Consider the following 18,304-nt stretch of genomic DNA (forward strand, 5'->3'; position numbering starts at 1 on the left):
GAGTTTCCCAGCGAAGCCCTGCCCTTCACTCATGACTAACGCGGCTTGCGCATCAACACATAGGCCGCAGGAATCACGAACAGCGACAGCAACGGCGCGGTGATCATGCCGCCGAGCATGGGGGCCGCGATGCGGCTCATGACCTCGGAGCCCGTGCCGCTGCTCCAGACGATAGGCACCAGGCCCGCCAGGATGACCGCCACGGTCATGGCCTTGGGCCGCACGCGCAACACCGCGCCGACGCGTATGGCCTCCAGCAGTTCTTCCCTCGTCGGCCTTCGACCGTCGGGGCAGCGTTCATCCAGTGCATGCTTGAGGTAGATGAGCATCACGACGCCGAACTCCGCGGCAACGCCCGCCAGGGCAATGAAACCCACGCCGGTGGCAATCGACAGGTTGTAGCCCAGCAAGTACAGAAACCAGATTCCACCCGTCAGCGCAAACGGCAGCGTGGCCATGATCAGGAAGGCCTCGTCCAGGCGCGAGAAGGTCAGGTACAGCAGCACGAAGATGATCAGCAGCGTGGCTGGCACCACCACCTTGAGGCGCGCATCGGCGCGCTCCATGTACTCGAACTGCCCCGAGTAGGCGATGCTGACGCCCGGCTCCAGCTTGACCTCGCGGCCCACCGCAGCGCGCAGTTCGTTGGCGACCGAGGCCAGGTCGCGCCCGCGCACATCGACATACACCCAGCCGGACGGGCGCGCGTTCTCGCTCTTAAGCATGGGAGGGCCGTCGGTGATGGCCACGCTGGCCACCGTGCCCAGCGTGATCTGCTGGCCATTCGGTGTCCAGATCGGCAACTGCACCAGTCGCTCGGGCGAGTCCCGCCATTCGCGCGGATAACGCACGCTGATCGGAAACCGCGCCAGGCCCTCGACGGTCTCGGAGACGTTCTCGCCGCCCACCGCGCCGGCCACCACCGACTGGATGTCCGCCACGTTGAGCCCATAGCGGCCCGCGGCCGTGCGGTCGATGCGCACGTCCACGTAGCGGCCGCCGGTCAGACGCTCCGCCAGGGCCGAACTGACGCCCGGGATGCCCTTGGCGACATGCTCGACCTGCAGTGCGATCTGGTCGATCACGCGCAGGTCGTTGCCGGTGACCTTGACTCCGATCGGGCTCTTGATGCCGGTGGCCAGCATGTCGATGCGGTTGCGGATCGGTGGAATCCAGATGTTGGCCAGCCCAGGGATCTTGACAGCCTTGTCCAGCTCCTCGACCAGCCGCTCGGGCGTCATGCCGGGGCGCCACTGCTCCCTGGGCTTGAGTTTCACGGTGGTCTCGAACATCTCCAGCGGCGCAGGGTCGGTCGCGGTTTCTGCGCGGCCGGCCTTGCCGAACACACGCTCGACCTCGGGTACGGTCTTGATCATGCGGTTGCTGATTTGCAGCAGTTCGGCGGCGCGTTGGGCCGACAACCCCGGCAGGGCAGACGGCATGTAGAGCAGGTCGCCCTCGTCCAGCCGGGGCAGGAATTCGCCACCAAGCCGCGCCAGCGGCCATGCGGTGGTCGCCAGAGTCAGCACTGCGATCAGCAGCGTCGTCTTGGGCCGATGCAGCACCCACTCCAGGCTGGGCCGGTAGACCGCGATCAGCGCACGGGTGATGGGGTTCCTCTGCTCGTCGGGGATACGTCCGCGAATCCAGTAGCCCATGAGCACCGGGATCAGTGTCACCGACAGCCCCGCCGCCGCCGCCATGGCGTAGGTCTTGGTGAACGCCAGCGGCCCGAACAGGCGGCCCTCCTGCGCCTCCAGCGTGAACACCGGGATGAACGACAGCGTGATGATCAGCAGCGAGAAGAACAGCGCCGGGCCGACTTCCTGCGCGGCCAGCGTGATCACGCGCCATCGCTCCTCGCCCTGCAAGGACTCGCCCGGGTGTTCGTGCTGCCAGGCCTCCAGCTTCTTGTGCGCGTTCTCGATCATCACCACGGCCGCGTCCACCATGGCGCCGATCGCGATCGCGATGCCCCCCAGCGACATGATGTTGGCGTTGATGCCCTGGTAGCGCATCACGAGGAACGCCGTCATCACACCCAGCGGCAGGGAGATGATGGCCACCAGCGCCGAGCGCAGGTGCCACAGGAAGATCGCGCAGACCAGCGCCACCACCAGAAACTCCTCGCCCAGCTTGAACGTGAGGTTGCGAATGGCACGCTCGATCAGCGCGCTGCGGTCATAGGTCGTGACGATCTCCACGCCCGGCGGCAGGCTCCCCTTCAACTGCTCCAGCTTGGTCTTGACGGCGGCGATCGTCTCCTGGGCGTTCTTGCCCGAGCGCAGGATGACCACGCCCCCGGCGACCTCGCCCTCTCCGTCGAGCTCGGCGATGCCGCGCCGCATTTCGGGGCCGATCTGCAGCGTCGCCACGTCGCCCAGGCGCACTGGAATTCCGCCGCGCGCCGCCAGCGGAACCGCCCGGAAGTCGTCCAGGCTTTGCAGGTAGCCGTTGGCGCGGACCATGTATTCCGCCCCCGACAGCTCCAGCACCGATCCGCCCGTTTCCTGGTTGGCGTTCACCAGCGCATCGCGCACCTGGCCCTGGCTGATGCCAAGCGAGGCCAGCTTGAGCGGATCGAGCACCACCTGGTACTGCTTGACCATGCCGCCGACGGAGGCCACCTCGGCCACGTTGGGCAGGCTCTTGAGCTCGAACTTGAGGAACCAGTCCTGCAGCGCGCGCAGCTGCGCCAGGTCGGTCTTGCCGGTGCGGTCCACCAGTGCGTACTGGAAGATCCAGCCCACCCCCGTGGCATCGGGTCCCAGGGCTGGCTTGGCCGTGGCCGGCAACCGGCCCTGGACCTGATTGAGGTACTCCAACACCCGCGAGCGTGCCCAATAAAGATCGGTGCCGTCCTCGAACAACACGTAGACGAACGAATCGCCAAAGAACGAGAAGCCACGCACCGTCTTGGCGCCCGGCACCGACAGCATGGTGGTGGCCAGCGGATACGTCACCTGGTTCTCGACGATCTGCGGCGCCTGGCCGGGGTAAGTGGTGCGGATGATGACCTGCACGTCGGACAGGTCCGGCAAGGCATCCACGGGCGTGCTGCGCACGGCCCACACGCCCCAGGCCGTCAGCATAGCCGTGGCCAGCAGCACCAGGAAGCGGTTGACCACCGACCAGCGGATCAGTTTCGCTATCATGGCTTGACCCTTTCGATGGCGGTGATCACGTAGTCCTCGCCCTGTTTGGCGAAGGTGAAGCGCACGGCCAGCCTGGGTGCGAGTCCCGCAGCCAGCTTGGGATCAGCCAGCTTGAAGCCCATGGTCATGGCCGGCCACTTGAGGGCCGGCACGGCATCGTGGGCCAGCGTCAGTTCGGTCGGTGAAACCTCCTCGATCACGCCGCGCACCGTGAAGGCGTTGGCCGCGGCGGCCGATGGCCCTGCGGCGCCATGCGCGCCATGCTCCTGCGCCGGGGTGGAGGCACCGGCCTGTGCGGGAAGCAAGCCGCGCAGGCTGGCCTCCGAGTCGATCAGGAACTGTGCCGACGCAACCACCTGCTGCCCTGCCGCCAGGCCGCTCTTGACGACCAACTGGTCGCCAATCTCTGCCCCCAACTGCACCTCGACGGGGTGGAACTTGCCCGGACTATCGACCACATAGGCCAGCGCGCGCCGGCCGGTACGGACCACGGCCTCGCTGGGCACCAGCAGCGCACTCTGCTCGTTGCCCTTGAGGGTGACCTGGCCCGACATGCCCGCCTTCAGGCGCTGGCCTGGGTTGGGCAGTTCCAGGCGCACGCGCACCGTGCGTGTGTCGCGGTTGGCCTCCGGCAGGATGGCGACGATGCGCGCCCGCAAGGACTCGCCGGGGAAGGCCGCCAGGCGCACCTGGGCGGTCTGGCCCAGCTGCAGCGGGCCGCTTTGCGCCTCCGGCACCGCCACCTCGACCCAGACCGTGGACAGTCCGTTCACGCGCGCCAGGCTCGCGCCGGCGGTCACGGTCATGCCCTGGCGCACCATGAGTTCGGCCACCAGCCCGCCCTGGGGCACGGTCACGGTATAGAGCCCGCGCGGTTCGCCACTGCGCTCCACCTGGGCCACCAGGCCCCCGGGCATGCCCAGCAGCAGCAGGCGCTGCCGGGCCGCCTCGGTCAAGGATTCGTCTTTGAGCGCGCGCACCGCGAGAAATTCGCGCTGCGCCGCCACCCACTCGGGCAGCAGCAGGTCCGCCAAAGGCGCGCCTGCGGCGATCACGTCGCCCGGTGCCCGCGCATAGACCCGCTCCACGAATCCTGCGGCACGCGCCTGCACGATGCTGACCTCGCGGTCGTTGAGCAGCACGGTGCCTACGACATCCACATCGGCGCTGACGCTGCCCTGTACGACCTCAGCCGTGCGCAGGCCCAGCGACTGCACCGTTTCCGGGGAAACACTGAGGCCGGAACCGTCCGGCCCATCCTCATCGGCGTACTTGGGCACTAGGTCCATGTCCATGAAGGGCGACTTGCCGGGCTTGTCGAATTTTTGCGTCGGCGACATGGGGTCGTACCAATACAGCACCTTGCGCTCGGTGGTCGCGCCGGCGCCCGCGTGCGCGCCGGACGCATCGGCCACTTGGGCGGTACCCGCGCGCCATTGGGCTAGGCTCCAGCCGGCGGCGATGCCCATGGCGATCAGGGTCAGGCCGAGCAGGCTTTTTTTTATCGAGTTGTTCATGTGAATGGCTCCCATCAGTCGGCAATGAGGTTGTTCAGGCGCACCACGAGGCCGTCGCGCTGGGCCTGCAGGTCGATCAGGCGCATGCGCGCTTCCAGCACCTGGGCGCGCGTGACGAGCACGGCGCTCAGGTCGCCCTTGGCGGCGCGGTAGTTGGCCAGCGCCAGGTCGGCGCGCTCCCGGGCCAGGCGCAGGCCCGTGCCGTTCAGGCGCTCCAGTTGGCTTTGCAGCGCCTGCAGTTCGGCTGCGTTGTCGTCAAGCTCCTGCAGGTGCCGACGCGCCACGTCGTCCTGCTCCGCCTCCAGGCGTTCCAGTTCACGCTGTTTGGCCTCGATCATCGGCACCTGGCGGCGCTCCTTCTGCCAGGGCAGGTCGAACGTGACCTGGAAGGAAACCATGTCGCCCCATTGGCGCCCGCGCCGGTTGTAGGCAACCTCCCACGACCAGTCGCCACGGGATTCCGCCTCGGCCTCGTGGGACTCGGCACGCGCCATGCGCTGCATCGCCGGGTACAGCTGCAGTTCGGCGTGATCCGCAAGGTTGGTGCGCAGTTGCTCGACGGGCCGCGTCAGGGCGCCGGGGCCACCGCTCAGCGCTTCGTCCGCGCGCGGACCGACCCAGCGGCGCAGCATGGCGCGGGCCTTGGATCGGTCGCGCTGCAGGTCGTCACGCCGGTCGGACAGCGCCAGCGCCTCCTGCTGCGCCGCCAGCAGGTCGCTGGCCTGTGCCAAACCGCCCGCCACCCGGGCGGGCAGGCTGTCCTGCAGGCGCTGGTTCTCTGCCAACAGCTCGGTGAGCAGTTGCTCGCGCTGCTCCACGGCCTGCGCAGCTACCCAAGCCAGGCCCACCTCCTGCCTGATCTGCAGGCGCTGCAGGGTTTGCGTCGCGCGCTCGCGCTCCACGCGGGCCTGCGCGCTGGCGACCTTGGCGTCGCGCTTGGCCTGGTTGGGCACCTCCTGCATCAGGGCGATGCGCTGCGAGGTCATGGAGTCGCGCGTCAGGCTCCAGCGGTCCATGCCGCTGATGGGCAGGCTTTCCACGCCCACGGCAAGCTTGGGGTCGGGCAGCGTGCCGGCCGCCTTCTGCGCCGACTCGGCCGCATCGATCTGCAGCCGCAACGCGGTTGCGCGCGGGCTTTGCTGCTCGGCGATGGCCAGGGCCTCGGCAAAGCCCAGGGCGTGGGCCTGTCCGGCGGCCAGCGCCGCGCCGGCCAGCAACAGGCCCAGCCGATGCAGCCTGGGGCCGCGGGTATTCGTGCGGGGCATGCCGCCGGCCCGCGCGGGGCGGTGCTCGCTGTGAGCACCGGAAGAATGGATAGACATGAGAATCCTCGAAATGAACGGCCATACCAACATCTGCTGCACTGCGTCGGGACGCAGCGCGCATGGGGTGGCAAGTCAATTCCGAAGGACCAGGAGCGTCAGATAGAGCGGGGGCGCGCCCGCGCGGGAGTCGGGCTGCGCCTGGCGGGGGCGGGAATCCACCACCTGCAGCGCGTCGATCACCGTCGGGAGCACATAGGCGATCCAGGCCGCGTGCGCCGCGAGTGGCTGTAGATCCACACCGTATGACGAAGGTGCAGGCTGGCCATCGCCGCTGCAATGGGCCCGGCACAGGTGCGGCGCCTCGTCGTCCATCGTCCCTGGCATGGCGTGGCAGTCCGGCATGGAAGGCAGGCCCGCCGCGTCTTCCATCACCATGCCGGCCGCCTGCATCGAGGCGATATGTCCCGCAGAGTCGAGCTTGGGGCAGGCATACGTCGCCAGCGCCATCTGCGAGAACAGCAAGGCCACGACGAGGCCGCCGACGATCCGGCGGCCCCATTGCGTGACGATGCGTCGGATGGAAACCATGGTGGGATGTTCGCTGTGCTGGGTGTGTGGCAACTTGCCTCGGATCAGAAACGCATCGCGGGAAAGAAGTGCCGCATCGGCCTATTGACCGCAACCACCTGCTCTACGCGCATGGAAGTCATTGAGGGTCCGGCCCAATTGCACCGTGATCCGGCTGACCCACGCGCTTTGCGATCGGCCAGTCCGAGAACGCCAGCACGTACAGCGCGATCAGGTTGACCATCGGAATGATCATCAGCAGGCCGAGCCAGCCGGAAAACCCCGCCTTGGCAAAGATCTTCCAGAACGGCAGCACGATCACCACCGCGCCCAGCAGCATCGTGAGCCAATGCATGCCGAACCACCAGGCCATGTCGCTGGTACCAATTCGATTCATCATGTAGCAACCCCATTCATTGAAAGTTTCGAAGCCAGTGGCCCGCCCTATGCATTCCGCAGCCGCAGCGCGTTGAAGATGACCGAAGCCGAACTCAGACTCATCGCCAGCGCCGCGATTAACGGCGACAGCAGCCAACCGGTGAACGGATACAGCAGGCCTGCGGCGATCGGCACGCCGATGCCGTTGTAGAGAAAGGCGAACAGCAGGTTCTGACGCATGTTGCGCACGGTGTCGGTGGAAATCTGGCGCGCCGCCGCGATGCCGCGCAGGTCGCCCTTGACCAGGGTGACCTGGCCGCTGTTCATTGCCACGTCGGTGCCGGTGCCCATGGCCACGCCCACGTCGGCCTTGGCCAGCGCAGGCGCATCGTTGATGCCATCGCCGGCCATGGCGACCACATGACCCTCCTGCTGCAGCTTCTCGACCAGGGCCAGTTTGTCGGCGGGTTTGACCTCGCCATGCACCTCGTCGATGCCCAGCTTGGCACTCACGGCGCGGGCGGTGGTGAGGCCGTCGCCCGTGGCCATGACGATGCGCAGGCCGCTGGCGTGCAGGGTGCGGATGGCCTCGGGCGTGCTGGACTTGATGGGATCGGTCACGGCCAGCAGGCCGGCCAGGCGGCCGTCGACCGCCAGATGCATGACGCTGGCGCCCTCGCCGCGCAGGCGCTCGGCGTCAAGCTTCAGCGCCGCCACGTCGACGCCCTCTTGCTCCATCAACGCGGTATTGCCCAGCGCCAGGCGCCGGCCCTCCACCATGCCGCGCACGCCGATGCCGCTGCCCGACTCGAAGTCATCCGGCTTGGCCAGTTGCAGGCCTTCCTCGCGCGCCGCACTGACGATGGCATCGGCCAGCGGGTGCTCGCTGCCCTGGTCCAGACTGGCCGCCAGGCGCAGCACTTCGCCGGGCGTGAACTCGGGCATGGCAATGGCCGTCTCGAACGCGGGCCGGCCTTCGGTGAGCGTGCCGGTCTTGTCCACGATCAGCGTATCGACCTCGCGCATCTTCTCGATGGCGGCGGCATCGCGGAACAGCACGCCCTGCGTGGCCGCGCGGCCCGTGGCCACCATCACCGACATGGGCGTGGCCAAACCCAGCGCGCAAGGGCAGGCGATGATCAGCACCGCCACCGCGTTGATCAGGCCGAACACCCAACTGGGCTCGGGGCCGAACAGCCCCCAGACGAAGAAGGTGGCAACGGCGATCGCCACCACTACCAGGACGAACTGGCCCGCCACCACGTCGGCCATGCGCTGCATGGGCGCCTTGGAGCGCTGGGCGATGGCCACCATCTGCACGATCTGCGCCAGCATGGTGGCCGCGCCGACCTTCTCGGAGCGCATGACCAGCGCGCCGCTGGTATTGAGCGTGGCGCCGATCAGCGCGTCGCCCACGCGCTTGGACACGGGCACGGGCTCGCCCGTCAGCATGGACTCATCGACCGCGCTGCGCCCCTCGGTCACCACGCCATCGACGGGCACCTTCTCGCCGGGGCGCACGCGCAGCAGGTCGCCCACATGCACGTGGGCCAGCGGCACGTCCTCCTCGCTGCCGTCGGCGTTGATGCGCCGCGCGGTCTTGGGCGCCAGGCCCAGCAGCGACTTGAGCGCGGCCGAGGTCTGTGAGCGCGCCTTCAGCTCCAGCATCTGCCCCAGCATGGTCAATGAGATGATGACCACGGCCGCCTCGAAATACACCGCCACGCGGCCCATGGCCACGAACGAGGCGGGGAACACCTGTGGCGCCAGCGTAGCGACGACGCTGTAGACGAATGCCGCTCCTGTGCCTAGAGCGATCAGGGTCCACATATTGGGGCTGCGCTGCACAACGGACTGCCAGCCGCGCACGAAGAAGGGCCAGCCCGTCCACAGCACTACCGGCAGCGACAGCACCAGCTCGATCCAGCTCTGCGCCGCCATGTCGAACCAGCCCAGGCGATGGCCGAACATGCTCAGCACCGTGACGATCACCGTGAGCGGCAGCGTCCACCAAAAGCGGCGCTGGAAGTCCTTGAGCTCGTGGTTGTCTTCCGCATCCAGCGGAATGATGGGCTCTAGCGCCATACCGCACTTGGGGCAGTTGCCGGGGTGATCCTGCTGCACCTCGGGATGCATGGGGCAGGTGTAGATGGTGCCGGCCGGTACCGCCACCGGGGCGGCAGCAGGCTCGGGCGATGGCTGGCCCGTACCACCGCCATGCCCATGCTGGTGGCCGGCGTGCACTTCGTCCTCGGGCACCAGGTGCATCTGGCATTTGGGGCAGCGGCCCGGCTGGTTCTGGCGCACCTCGGGGTGCATGGGGCAGGTGTAGATGGTTCCCGCCGGAGCTTGTCCGCCGTCGGCGTGGCCGTGGTTATGCGGGTGATGATTCATGTCCATGCCTTTTATTTGGGAGTTGACTCGATTCTTGACCTTGCCATCATGGAAAGGTCAAGCGGCGTTTCAGGCAGACGCATCCAGCGCGCGCTCGGCCGCCTATCGGGACAAAGATTTGCGGTACTGGACATTGATCTCATCGTGGCGCTGGCGGATCTCGGGCGGCCATTGCGCCTTGATCCAGGACAGCACGGCCACGATCTCGGCGTCGCTCAGCACGCCGCCGTAGATGGGCATGGCCGTGCGGTAGTCGGGTTGATTGATCAGTTGGGCCAAGCCCTGCTTGGTGATGGCGAACAACTGCTCGTCTGGATGGTGCCAGGTGTGGCCGCTGGGATCGTGGGGCGGCGCCGGCAGAAGGCCATCGGACCCGATGTCACGCCAGTCGGGCTGACCCTCGCCCTTGGCGCCATGGCAAGCCGCACACTGCTGCGCGTAGATGCGCTCGCCGACGCGCAGCACCTGCGGATCATCGGGACGCAGGCTGTGCTGCGCCGCCGCTGCCGGCCGGTCAGTGGCGCGCAGGAAAAAGTAACCCACCCCTGCGACCAACAACGCGAGCAGCAATCCTGCCGCCCACAGGACCAACGGTTTCGACGTCATCGCGGCCTCCCCGGTTTCATGTTCGCGGCCATATTCCTGTCGTCCTATGCATGATTCAAGCCTGCGTCCTTGCGCCCCAATGCGGAATGAAGCGCGGCACCTGCTGCGCGTACTCTGCCCAAGCCTGTCCAAAACGGCGTGCGCTTTCCTGCTCCTCGTTGTGCGCCAGGCGGGCATACATCACCACCAGCACCGGGAACATCAGCAGCGTCAGCAGCGTCGGCCACTGCAGGAGAAAGCCGAACATGATCAGAACGAAGGCGATGTACTGCGGATGTCGCACCCGGGCGTAGACACCGGTGCGCGCCAGCAGCCCTTGCCGCTGGGCCTCGTAGAGCACGGGCCAGGCAACGGCCAACAGCCAAAAGCCGCCGCCAAGAACCAAGTAGCTGAGAAGGTGGAAGGGTCCCAGGTGCGGATCCCCGCCCCAGCCGAACAGCAGCTCCAGCAGATGGCCGGAGTTGTGGTTTAGCAGATCCACACCGGGGAACCTTTGCCCCAGCCAGCCCGACAGGAAGTAAATGGTCAGCGGGAAGCCGTACATCTCCACGAACAGCGCAACGATGAAGGCAGTGAACGCCCCGAAACTGCGCCAATCGCGCGCGCTGGCCGGCTTGAAGAAGCTGAAGGCGAACATGACGAAGATCGCCACGTTGACCACCACCAGAGGCCACAGGCCATATGACGGTCCCGCATGCTCCATGGTCTTAGCTCCCGTTGGAATCCTGGCCGGTGCGCCGGTCGGGCGCACCGGAGCCACCACCATGCCCACCATGGCCCTTGTGCATGAAGACATGCATCAGCGGGCAGGCCAGCAGCAGGGCATAGGGCCACCATTGCGCCAGGTGGGCGCGGTGCTCGGTCCACAGAAAGTAACCGGCGACGGCGCCGAGCACGAACAGGCCGACGGCGTAGCGCGAACGCCAGAATCCGACGGGCTGCTCGCCCTGCACGCCCTGCGGATGGGATGCATGGTCGTGGGTCATGACGGCCTCCTTACTTGGTACCAGGGGTCGAGGTTTCCGGCATGGGCATCCGATCCATCATCATCTGCATCATCGACTCCATCATGGACATGCGCTTGTCCATCATCTGCGGATCGCATTGCATATTCGCCGTGCCTGCCGATGACATGCCCGATGCCATCTTCCCGTGCATAGCCCCCATCATGCGCATGCCGTCCTGCATGGTCTTCATGTGTTCGGCCATCAATGCCTGGCGCTCCTGCGGCGTCTTGGCGGCGGCCATCTTCTCGTGCATGGCCTGCATTTGCCGGTTTATCGCGGCCATGTCGTCCGAGCCCATGGCCTGGCCCGGCGATGGCAGTGCCGCTGCCGGCGCTGGCGCTGGCGCCGCGCTTGCCGCAGGGGCGGCAGCGTCCGCCGGGTGGTGATCCTTGTGCTCGTCCGTGCCTTGTGCCAACACGCCTACGGAGGCGACGGCGATGCAAAGGCCAATCAAAGAGTGGCGAATGTGAATCATGGTGTTTCCTTCCTGCTGTGAGCAGTGGACTCAGGTTGCCGCAGCCGGCGGCACGGTGCGGTTGCGCCTTGCTCAGCGCACGGGCTGGATGTCGGTGACGACCATCTTCCCGCCTTCCTGGACGACCACGAACTGCACCTTGTCGCCGGGCTTGAGCTTGGCAAGCTGGCTCTTGTCGCGGACGGTGAAGACCATGGTCATGCCGGGCATGTCCAGGTTCTTGATGTCCCCATGCTTGAGGGTGACCTTGCCGTTGTCCGCGTCGATCTTCTTGACCTCGCCGTCGGTCATGGCGTCCGATGGTTGGGACATATCCATCTTTCCGCGATCCATCGTTGCTTGAGCAAAACTGCTGACCGGCATGGCTATGCCCATGGCAAGAGCGGAGATGGCAAGAATGTTTTTGATGGTGTTCATGGTGGCCTCTGTGTGAATGGATGGATCTATGGGCTGGCGCGCTGCACTCAGGCCATCACTTGCGGCCCACCTGGATGGCGCCCTTCATGCCCGCTTCGTAGTGGCCCGGTATCAGGCAGGCGAAGTTCACGGTGCCCGCCTTGGTGAACTGCCAGACGATCTCACCCTGCGTGCCGGGTGCCAGGGTCAACTTTCCGGGTTCGTCGTGCTCCATGTCAGGAAACCTCTTCATCTGCTCCAGGTGCTCCAGCAGTTCCTTCTCGGTGCCCAGGCTGAGCTCGTGCTTGACCTGCCCGGCGTTCTTGACGAGCAGGCGCACGGTCTCGCCGCGTCGAACCTGGATGTTCGACGGCGTGTAGCGCATGTTGTCGCCCATCTCGATAGTGATCGTGCGGCTTGCCTTGGCAGCCACGCCGGGTTTGCCTATGGCGGTCTCACCACCATCGTCATGACCGTGGCCACCTGCGTGGTTTCCGCTGGCAAACGCGGCCCCTGATGCGGCAAGCGCAGTCATGGCCAAGAGTTGAGAAACAGTGAACCGGGTGAACTTCATGGACGATCTCCAGTTGAAAATTGATGAGAGAGCTCAATGCTCGCCGTGCGATGCCGGCTTGCGCACGTTGACTTCGGTCGGTGTTGCCGACTTGCGCGCGCGCGGCATGGACTGCCCGCCCTCGGCGCTGAAGCGCGCGGGCTCGGCCAGATTTCCGGTGAACTTGCGCGCCACCGTTCCTTCGGGGTGTTTGAACCATCCTGGGTCTTTGTAGTCCCCGGGCTTTTGATCGCGGCGCACCTTGAGCACGCTGAACATGCCGCCCATTTCCACCGAGCCAAATGGCCCCTGGCCAGTCATCATGGGGATGGTGTTGTCCGGGATGGGCATTTCCATCTCGGCCATGTCCGCCATGCCACGCTCGCCCATGGCCATGTAGTCGGGGATGAGGTTGTTGATCTTCTTGGCCAGGCCGCTGTGGTCCACGCCGATGAGCGTGGGCACGTTATGGCCCATGGCGTTCATGGTGTGGTGACTCTTGTGGCAGTGGAAGGCCCAATCGCCCTCCTCGTCGGCCACGAACTCGATCTGGCGCATCTGGCCCACCGCCACATCGGTGGTCACCTCGGGCCAGCGTGCGCTCTTGGGCGTGGGGCCGCCATCGGTACCCGTGACAACGAACTCGTGACCATGCACATGCATCGGATGATTGGTCATGGAGAGATTGCCGATGCGGATGCGGACCTTGTCATTGAGACGGACATTCAAGGAATCGATGCCCGGAAAGATGCGGCTGTTCCACGTCCACATATTGAATTCCGTCATTTCCGCGACCTTGGGCGTCGCGGCTCCGGGCTCAATGTCATAGGCGCTGAGCAGGAAGCAGAAGTCCCGCTGCACCTCGTCGATCAACGGATGCCTGGCCTTGGGGTGCGTAACCCAGAAACCCATCATGCCCATGGCCATCTGCACCATCTCGTCCGCATGAGGGTGGTACATGAAGGTGCCGGGCCGGCGCGCCACGAACTCATAGACAAAGGTTTCACCTGACTGGATGGTCGGCTGAGTCAAGCCGGCAACACCATCCATGCCATTGGGCAGGCGCTGCCCATGCCAGTGGATGCTGGTGTGTTCAGGCAGTTTGTTGGTGACGAAGATGCGCACACGATCGCCTTCCACCACCTCGATCGTGGGGCCAGGGCTCTGGCCGTTGTAACCCCACAGGTGGGCCTTCATGCCCGGCGCCATCTCACGTACCACGGGCTCGGCCACCAAGTGGAACTCCTTGACACCCTGGTTCATGCGCCACGGCAGGGTCCAGCCGTTGAGCGTCACCACGGGGTTGTACGGCCGACCGGAATTGGGCACGAGCGGCGCCATGGTGTCCGGGCTGGACTGAATCACCGGTTCGGGCAGGGCCGCCATCGCCACGCGGCTGACCGAGCTGGCAGCCACCGCGCCACCGGCGATGCCGGCGAACTTGAAAAAATCTCTTCTAGATGTCATTGCAATCTTCTCCGTATCACTGGCCGGCATCGCCGCCGGCTGCGGCGGAAAGACGGGTGCCGGTTGGGCGCCCGATCAGCGAAGCCTGCAAGGCCGCATCGGCCAGCCAGAACTGCTGCTGCGCATCCATGGCAGCGACAACGGCGCTGACCTGATCGCGCGCATCGGCCAACAACTCGAAGGTGCTGATCAGCATGCCGTTGTAGAGGAGCTGGTTCTCCTCCGAGATCACCTTGCGCAGCGGCACGACTTCATCGCGGTAGTGGCGCGCCACGTCGTAGGCGGTGCGGTAGGCGGAATAGCTCTCTCGCAGGTTGGAACCTGCGGAGCGCACCGTGGCTTCGAGATGGTTGGCCGCCGCCAGGGTGCGCGCGTTCATGGACGCGCGTTGCATCCCGCCCCAATCAAAGATGGGCAGGCGTACCGCGATTTCCCAGCCGCGCGCGGTAGAGCGGGTTCCACCGGCATTGCCAAAAGTCGTATTGCGCCGCCCGGTGAGCTCGATATCGGTGAAGCTGGTCACCATGTTCAAGCCCTGAGCCTTGGCTGCTACGTCCAGAGTAGCCTGTGCCAGGCGTATGTCCAGGCGCGCCCTGGTGGCCTGCGATCCGATCTCCTGTGGATCCAGTGGCCGCTTGGGCAGATCAGGCAAGCGCTCGGGTAGCTTGAGCGCCTGCGCCTGCTCTTCATCCAGTCCCAGCAAACGAACCAGTTCCTCCCGGCTGGCAGTGACCTGGTGCTGGGCCGCGCTCAACCGGGTGGCGGCGTCGGCATAGAAGGCCTGCTCGCGTGCTCGGGTGATGCGGTTGAAGTTCCCGACCGCTTGCATGCGCTTGGCCAGCTCCGCGCCCGCCTCCGCGCTGGCATAGACCTGCCTGGCATACTTGAGCGACTGTTGTGCGGCGACGGCACGGACCCACGCCTGGCGCACCAGGGTGACCTGATCCACGACTTCGCTGCTCAAACGCAGTTGGGACTGCTCAATGAACTGGTTGGCAATACCGATCCGCGACGGCAGCGTCAGCAGATCCAACAAACCAAAGGAAAGCGCACGCGCCAAGGCCAGCTCCGGGCCTGACGTCATGCGCTCAAAGCTGAAAATGGGGTTGGCAATCCGACCCACCTGTGCGGCGTCGGCGGACTCCGCCCAGCCTTGCGCCAACAACACCTGCAAGGACGGGCTGTTCACCAGCGCCAACTGGACGGCCTGCGTTTGTCCCAGAGGCTGAGCAAGCAGGGCGTGGGCCGCCTGTGCACGCTGGTTGCGCTCATCCTGGGTCCGAGCCAAGGTGAGCTTGCCCCCAGTGAAACTGCCCGCTTCGTCGTTCACACGAGTGATGTTCTGGTCAAGGCTGACGCTGGCGCAGCCCGTCAGCACTGCGAGGCCGATGGCGGACAACGCCAGCTTGGCATGTGTGGCACGCCAGCGCATCATGGTTTGCCTCCGCTGTGATGCCCGGTGTGCGGTTCGTTCGCAGGAGCAGCCTCCCGGGCGGACGCAGGCACGCCCGTTTTGATCTCCTTGGCATAGGCGCGCCAACCGCCAATCTGGCCCACGCGGTCATTGGCTTGTTGCCAGGACTGAACCGGCTGATCCGTGTAGACCTGGTAGCCGCCGATGGCGGACGAATACCGCAACTGCGTCGGCAGTGCCGCCTTGGAGGCCTCGGCATCCGCCGGGGTTTGCGCAAAGGCGGCTGTGGCAAGCAACGCCAATGTCCACGGCATGAACGCCCTGGGCGATGGCAGTGGGTAGGAAATGGCCATGGTCTCCTCTTGATGAGTCTCAAGTTTCACGATGGGGAGATTCTGGAAGGCCCATGCTTTCATCCAGGTGTTCTGAAGATTACTTTTTTGTTATCTCCATGCCAGGCGGCCTCCAAGTCGGCACACTCTCGTAACAGCACACCGAAGGAGCGCGCACGTGAAGATATTGATCGTTGAGGACGAACCCAAGACCGGGGCCTACCTGCGCCAGGGATTGAGCGAGGCGGGCTACAGCTGCGACCTGGTGCCCAATGGCGCGGATGGTCTGCACATGGCCATCCACGGCCAGTACGACCTGGTGATCCTGGACGTCATGCTGCCGGGCCTGAACGGCTGGCAGGTGCTGCAGTCCCTGCGCGATCGGGGCCTAGAAATGCCCGTACTGTTCCTGACTGCCCGCGATCAGGTGGAGGATCGGGTCAAGGGCCTGGAGCTGGGGGCCGACGACTATCTCGTCAAGCCGTTCTCGTTTGCCGAGCTGCTAGCCAGGGTGCGGATCATCCTGCGGCGTGGCCATGTCGGCAGCGAAGGCAGCACACTGCGCGTGGCCGATCTGGAACTCGATTTGCTGCGCCGCAGGGTGTCCCGCAATGGCAGGCGCGTGGATCTGACGGCCAAGGAGTTCGGACTGCTGGAGCTGCTGATGCGCCGCCATGGCGAAGTACTGCCGCGCTCGCTCATCGCATCCCAGGTGTGGGACATGAACTTCGATAGCGACACCAACGTCATCGAGGTCGCCATGCGCCGCCTGCGCGTGAAAATCGATGAAGGCCATCCGGTCAAGCTCATCCAGACCGTGCGCGGTATGGGCTATGTGCTGGACGTGCCGGAGGAGGCCTGAGTGCCGGCGCGCGCCCGCTGGGGCAGGCTCCCGCTGACACAGCGCCTGACCCTTTTCTTCACCGTGGTGGCCGCAGCGGTTGTGCTCGGCCTGGGCGTCATGTTCCTGATCGCAACCGGGCAGCATTTCGTGGCACTCGATCGCATCGCGCTGCAGGACAAGCAGCACCTGATCGAAGAAATCCTGCGCAACGCCCATTCGGCGGAGAACGCAGGCTGGCGCCTGGGCGAGGCCTTGAGTTATCACCACGGCCTCTATGCCCGGGTCACGGATGCACAGGGAGAGCTTGTCTTCCAATCACAAGGCTTCGCCCCGGATACTCAAAGCGCGCCGGCAGGGCCTGCGATGGGAACGGAGCTGTTCGGTACCTGGGAGCACGGCGGCAGCATCTATCACACCTTGCGTTTCGAGGCCGCACCTGCCTATTCGCAGACGGCATTGCGCGTGCTGATTGCGACCGATACGGATCACCACGCACAGTTTCTGCGGGACCTGCGCCGCGATCTGGCTCTTTACGTGGCCGCCGCCATCGTGGTGTGTGGCCTCTTGTCCTGGCTCGCTGCGCGCCAGGGACTGGCCCCGCTGCGCGAGATGCGATCCCGCGCAGCCGCGGTCACCAGCCAGAAACTGACTGAGCGTATGCCCGTGCAGGTCGTGCCAGTGGAGATGGCCGATTTGGCACAAGAACTCAACCGCATGCTGGACCGGCTGCAAGAGGATTTTCAGCGCCTGACCGATTTCTCATCGGATCTGGCGCATGAATTACGCACCCCCATCAGCAACTTGCTAACGCAAACCCAGGTGGCCCTGACCACCAAGCGCGATGCCGCCACCTACCGCGACATCCTGGCGTCCAACGCCGAGGAGTTCGAGCGGCTGGCGCGCATGGTGGCCGACATGCTCTTCCTGGCCAAAACCGAGCGCGGTGTAGACCTTCCGCACAAGGAACGATTTTCGGCCCGCCAAGATTCCCTGGCCTTGCTGGAGTTCTATGAGGCCGTCGCAGAGGAAAAGCGCATCCGCTTTCGGCTGGAAGGGGACGGCGACATAGAAGGCGATCGACTAATGTTTCGCCGCGCCCTCAGCAATCTGCTGTCCAACGCGCTGCGCCACACGCCCGAAGCCGGCACCATCACGGTCTGCATAGCGGGCACCGCGCAATCCACGGTGGTGTCTGTGGAAAACACAGGCCCCGACATTGATCCCAAGATGCTGCCTAGGCTGTTCGACCGCTTCTACCGGGCCGACCCCACCAGGGCGCATCCCGATGCCGAAGGCAGCGGACTGGGCCTGGCCATCACCCGTGCCATCGTCCAAGCCCATGGCGGCCATGTCACTGTGACGTCATCCCATGGGCATACATGCTTTGCCCTGGTGTTTCCACACCGCGCGACCCAGGCATGACGCTGGCGGCGACGAAAGCTGTCAGAGATGTCATCCGGCTGTCTAGCTTTTGTTGGGCAAGGGTTTCTACCATGAACACATCTCCTCAGCGCTGCATCAAAGCGCTGGAGATGCACACCTCAGAGACCCTAGAAAGGATATTGATCATGACTCAACGTCGCCTCTCCCTCTCCGCCGTGATCGCAAGCGTAGCCGCCGTGGCGGCCCTCGGTCTGCCGGGAATGGCATCGGCGGAATACTGGCACCCTGCCAACAACGAAGCTGGCGTGGTCGTTCACCCCGAACACTTCAAGAGTGAAAAGACCCGCGAGCAAGTCAGGGCGGAAACCGAAGCCGCGATGCGTCAAGGCCGCTTGTCTTATGGCGAAAGCAATTACCCGCGCGGTGCAGAAGCAGCACCAGCAGCGTCGAGCAAGACGCGCCAGCAGGTGATCGACGAGATGCGCAACGAGACCGCCGCGCAACGCGAGGCGCGGCGGCTGCTGTATTCGGCCGGTTAATCGAAAAGTCTG

Annotated in this window: 18 protein-coding genes; 3 read left to right on the forward strand and 15 right to left on the reverse strand. The window is 65.5% G+C overall.

The features are described from left to right. Nucleotides 1-35: 35 nt before the first annotated feature. The 15 genes from KUD94_RS03795 to KUD94_RS03865 all read right to left on the reverse strand — a co-directional run bounded on the left by KUD94_RS03795 (nucleotide 36) and on the right by KUD94_RS03865 (nucleotide 15,547). A complete protein-coding gene (locus KUD94_RS03795; RefSeq protein WP_094437515.1) occupies nucleotides 36-3,155 on the reverse strand; it encodes an efflux RND transporter permease subunit in 3,120 nt (1,039 codons plus the stop codon). Beyond that, nucleotides 3,152-4,672, reverse strand: a complete 1,521-nt coding sequence (locus tag KUD94_RS03800) for an efflux RND transporter periplasmic adaptor subunit (RefSeq protein ID WP_094437516.1) — start codon at nucleotides 4,670-4,672, stop codon at nucleotides 3,152-3,154. Before KUD94_RS03800 ends, KUD94_RS03795 begins: the two co-directional genes overlap by 4 nt. 14 nt (nucleotides 4,673-4,686) lie before the next feature. Further along, entirely contained in the window at nucleotides 4,687-5,994 is a 1,308-nt protein-coding gene (locus tag KUD94_RS03805) for a TolC family protein (protein WP_094437517.1), read from the reverse strand. Between the two features lie 75 nt (nucleotides 5,995-6,069). Continuing rightward, nucleotides 6,070-6,525, reverse strand: coding sequence for a hypothetical protein (locus KUD94_RS03810; protein WP_094437518.1), 456 nt, complete (start codon nucleotides 6,523-6,525; stop codon nucleotides 6,070-6,072). Between the two features lie 118 nt (nucleotides 6,526-6,643). Further along, a complete protein-coding gene (locus KUD94_RS03815; RefSeq protein WP_255569030.1) occupies nucleotides 6,644-6,904 on the reverse strand; it encodes a hypothetical protein in 261 nt (86 codons plus the stop codon). A 44-nt stretch (nucleotides 6,905-6,948) separates the two neighbouring features. Next, nucleotides 6,949-9,276, reverse strand: coding sequence for a copper-translocating P-type ATPase (locus KUD94_RS03820; protein WP_218239175.1), 2,328 nt, complete (start codon nucleotides 9,274-9,276; stop codon nucleotides 6,949-6,951). Between the two features lie 102 nt (nucleotides 9,277-9,378). Next, nucleotides 9,379-9,882, reverse strand: a complete 504-nt coding sequence (locus tag KUD94_RS03825; RefSeq protein ID WP_094437520.1) for a cytochrome c — start codon at nucleotides 9,880-9,882, stop codon at nucleotides 9,379-9,381. Nucleotides 9,883-9,937: 55 nt separating this feature from the next. After that, on the reverse strand, nucleotides 9,938-10,585 hold the full coding sequence (locus KUD94_RS03830; RefSeq protein ID WP_094437521.1) for an isoprenylcysteine carboxylmethyltransferase family protein: 648 nt from the start codon (nucleotides 10,583-10,585) through the stop codon (nucleotides 9,938-9,940). 4 nt (nucleotides 10,586-10,589) lie between these two features. Continuing rightward, nucleotides 10,590-10,868, reverse strand: a complete 279-nt coding sequence (locus tag KUD94_RS03835) for a DUF2933 domain-containing protein (protein ID WP_094437522.1) — start codon at nucleotides 10,866-10,868, stop codon at nucleotides 10,590-10,592. 10 nt (nucleotides 10,869-10,878) lie between these two features. Beyond that, nucleotides 10,879-11,364 carry a hypothetical protein gene (locus tag KUD94_RS03840; protein WP_094437523.1) on the reverse strand — a complete coding sequence of 162 codons (486 nt, stop codon included), beginning with the start codon at nucleotides 11,362-11,364 and terminating at the stop codon, nucleotides 10,879-10,881. A 72-nt stretch (nucleotides 11,365-11,436) separates the two neighbouring features. Next, complete coding sequence (locus KUD94_RS03845) at nucleotides 11,437-11,781, reverse strand: copper-binding protein (RefSeq protein WP_094437524.1); 345 nt, start codon at nucleotides 11,779-11,781, stop codon at nucleotides 11,437-11,439. 55 nt (nucleotides 11,782-11,836) lie between these two features. Next, nucleotides 11,837-12,334, reverse strand: a complete 498-nt coding sequence (locus KUD94_RS03850; protein WP_094437525.1) for a plastocyanin/azurin family copper-binding protein — start codon at nucleotides 12,332-12,334, stop codon at nucleotides 11,837-11,839. Between the two features lie 33 nt (nucleotides 12,335-12,367). Then, nucleotides 12,368-13,780: a multicopper oxidase family protein gene (locus KUD94_RS03855; protein ID WP_094437526.1), complete on the reverse strand. Its 1,413-nt coding sequence runs from the start codon at nucleotides 13,778-13,780 to the stop codon at nucleotides 12,368-12,370. 16 nt (nucleotides 13,781-13,796) lie between these two features. Further along, entirely contained in the window at nucleotides 13,797-15,215 is a 1,419-nt protein-coding gene (locus tag KUD94_RS03860) for a TolC family protein (RefSeq protein ID WP_218238537.1), read from the reverse strand. Next, entirely contained in the window at nucleotides 15,212-15,547 is a 336-nt protein-coding gene (locus KUD94_RS03865) for a hypothetical protein (RefSeq protein WP_255569032.1), read from the reverse strand. The genes KUD94_RS03860 and KUD94_RS03865 overlap by 4 nt, the downstream gene beginning before the upstream one ends. Nucleotides 15,548-15,704: 157 nt before the next feature. Here KUD94_RS03865 and KUD94_RS03870 point away from each other — a divergent pair, with 157 nt between their 5' ends. From KUD94_RS03870 to KUD94_RS03880, 3 genes are all read left to right on the forward strand, one after another. Then, nucleotides 15,705-16,388 carry a heavy metal response regulator transcription factor gene (locus KUD94_RS03870; protein ID WP_094437528.1) on the forward strand — a complete coding sequence of 228 codons (684 nt, stop codon included), beginning with the start codon at nucleotides 15,705-15,707 and terminating at the stop codon, nucleotides 16,386-16,388. Further along, nucleotides 16,389-17,792 (forward strand): heavy metal sensor histidine kinase, encoded by a 1,404-nt coding sequence (locus KUD94_RS03875; protein WP_218238538.1) that lies wholly within the window; start codon nucleotides 16,389-16,391, stop codon nucleotides 17,790-17,792. Between the two features lie 146 nt (nucleotides 17,793-17,938). Continuing rightward, on the forward strand, nucleotides 17,939-18,292 hold the full coding sequence (locus KUD94_RS03880) for a DUF4148 domain-containing protein (protein ID WP_094437732.1): 354 nt from the start codon (nucleotides 17,939-17,941) through the stop codon (nucleotides 18,290-18,292). Nucleotides 18,293-18,304 lie beyond the last annotated feature (12 nt).

Origin of the sequence: Comamonas sp. NLF-1-9, from assembly GCF_019195435.1 — a bacterium.
Taxonomy (GTDB): domain Bacteria; phylum Pseudomonadota; class Gammaproteobacteria; order Burkholderiales; family Burkholderiaceae_C; genus Comamonas_C.

Excerpts from the sequence above, each read along its gene's own strand:
- KUD94_RS03795 (WP_094437515.1), bottom strand. The coding sequence starts at position 3,155 with ATGATAGCGAAACTGATCCGCTGGTCGGTGGTCAACCGCTTCCTGGTG.
- KUD94_RS03800 (WP_094437516.1), bottom strand. The coding sequence starts at position 4,672 with ATGAACAACTCGATAAAAAAAAGCCTGCTCGGCCTGACCCTGATCGCC.
- KUD94_RS03805 (WP_094437517.1), bottom strand. The coding sequence starts at position 5,994 with ATGTCTATCCATTCTTCCGGTGCTCACAGCGAGCACCGCCCCGCGCGG.
- KUD94_RS03810 (WP_094437518.1), bottom strand. The coding sequence starts at position 6,525 with ATGGTTTCCATCCGACGCATCGTCACGCAATGGGGCCGCCGGATCGTC.
- KUD94_RS03815 (WP_255569030.1), bottom strand. The coding sequence starts at position 6,904 with ATGATGAATCGAATTGGTACCAGCGACATGGCCTGGTGGTTCGGCATG.
- KUD94_RS03820 (WP_218239175.1), bottom strand. The coding sequence starts at position 9,276 with ATGAATCATCACCCGCATAACCACGGCCACGCCGACGGCGGACAAGCT.
- KUD94_RS03825 (WP_094437520.1), bottom strand. The coding sequence starts at position 9,882 with ATGACGTCGAAACCGTTGGTCCTGTGGGCGGCAGGATTGCTGCTCGCG.
- KUD94_RS03830 (WP_094437521.1), bottom strand. The coding sequence starts at position 10,585 with ATGGAGCATGCGGGACCGTCATATGGCCTGTGGCCTCTGGTGGTGGTC.
- KUD94_RS03835 (WP_094437522.1), bottom strand. The coding sequence starts at position 10,868 with ATGACCCACGACCATGCATCCCATCCGCAGGGCGTGCAGGGCGAGCAG.
- KUD94_RS03840 (WP_094437523.1), bottom strand. The coding sequence starts at position 11,364 with ATGATTCACATTCGCCACTCTTTGATTGGCCTTTGCATCGCCGTCGCC.
- KUD94_RS03845 (WP_094437524.1), bottom strand. The coding sequence starts at position 11,781 with ATGAACACCATCAAAAACATTCTTGCCATCTCCGCTCTTGCCATGGGC.
- KUD94_RS03850 (WP_094437525.1), bottom strand. The coding sequence starts at position 12,334 with ATGAAGTTCACCCGGTTCACTGTTTCTCAACTCTTGGCCATGACTGCG.
- KUD94_RS03855 (WP_094437526.1), bottom strand. The coding sequence starts at position 13,780 with ATGACATCTAGAAGAGATTTTTTCAAGTTCGCCGGCATCGCCGGTGGC.
- KUD94_RS03860 (WP_218238537.1), bottom strand. The coding sequence starts at position 15,215 with ATGATGCGCTGGCGTGCCACACATGCCAAGCTGGCGTTGTCCGCCATC.
- KUD94_RS03865 (WP_255569032.1), bottom strand. The coding sequence starts at position 15,547 with ATGGCCATTTCCTACCCACTGCCATCGCCCAGGGCGTTCATGCCGTGG.
- KUD94_RS03880 (WP_094437732.1), top strand. The coding sequence starts at position 17,939 with ATGACTCAACGTCGCCTCTCCCTCTCCGCCGTGATCGCAAGCGTAGCC.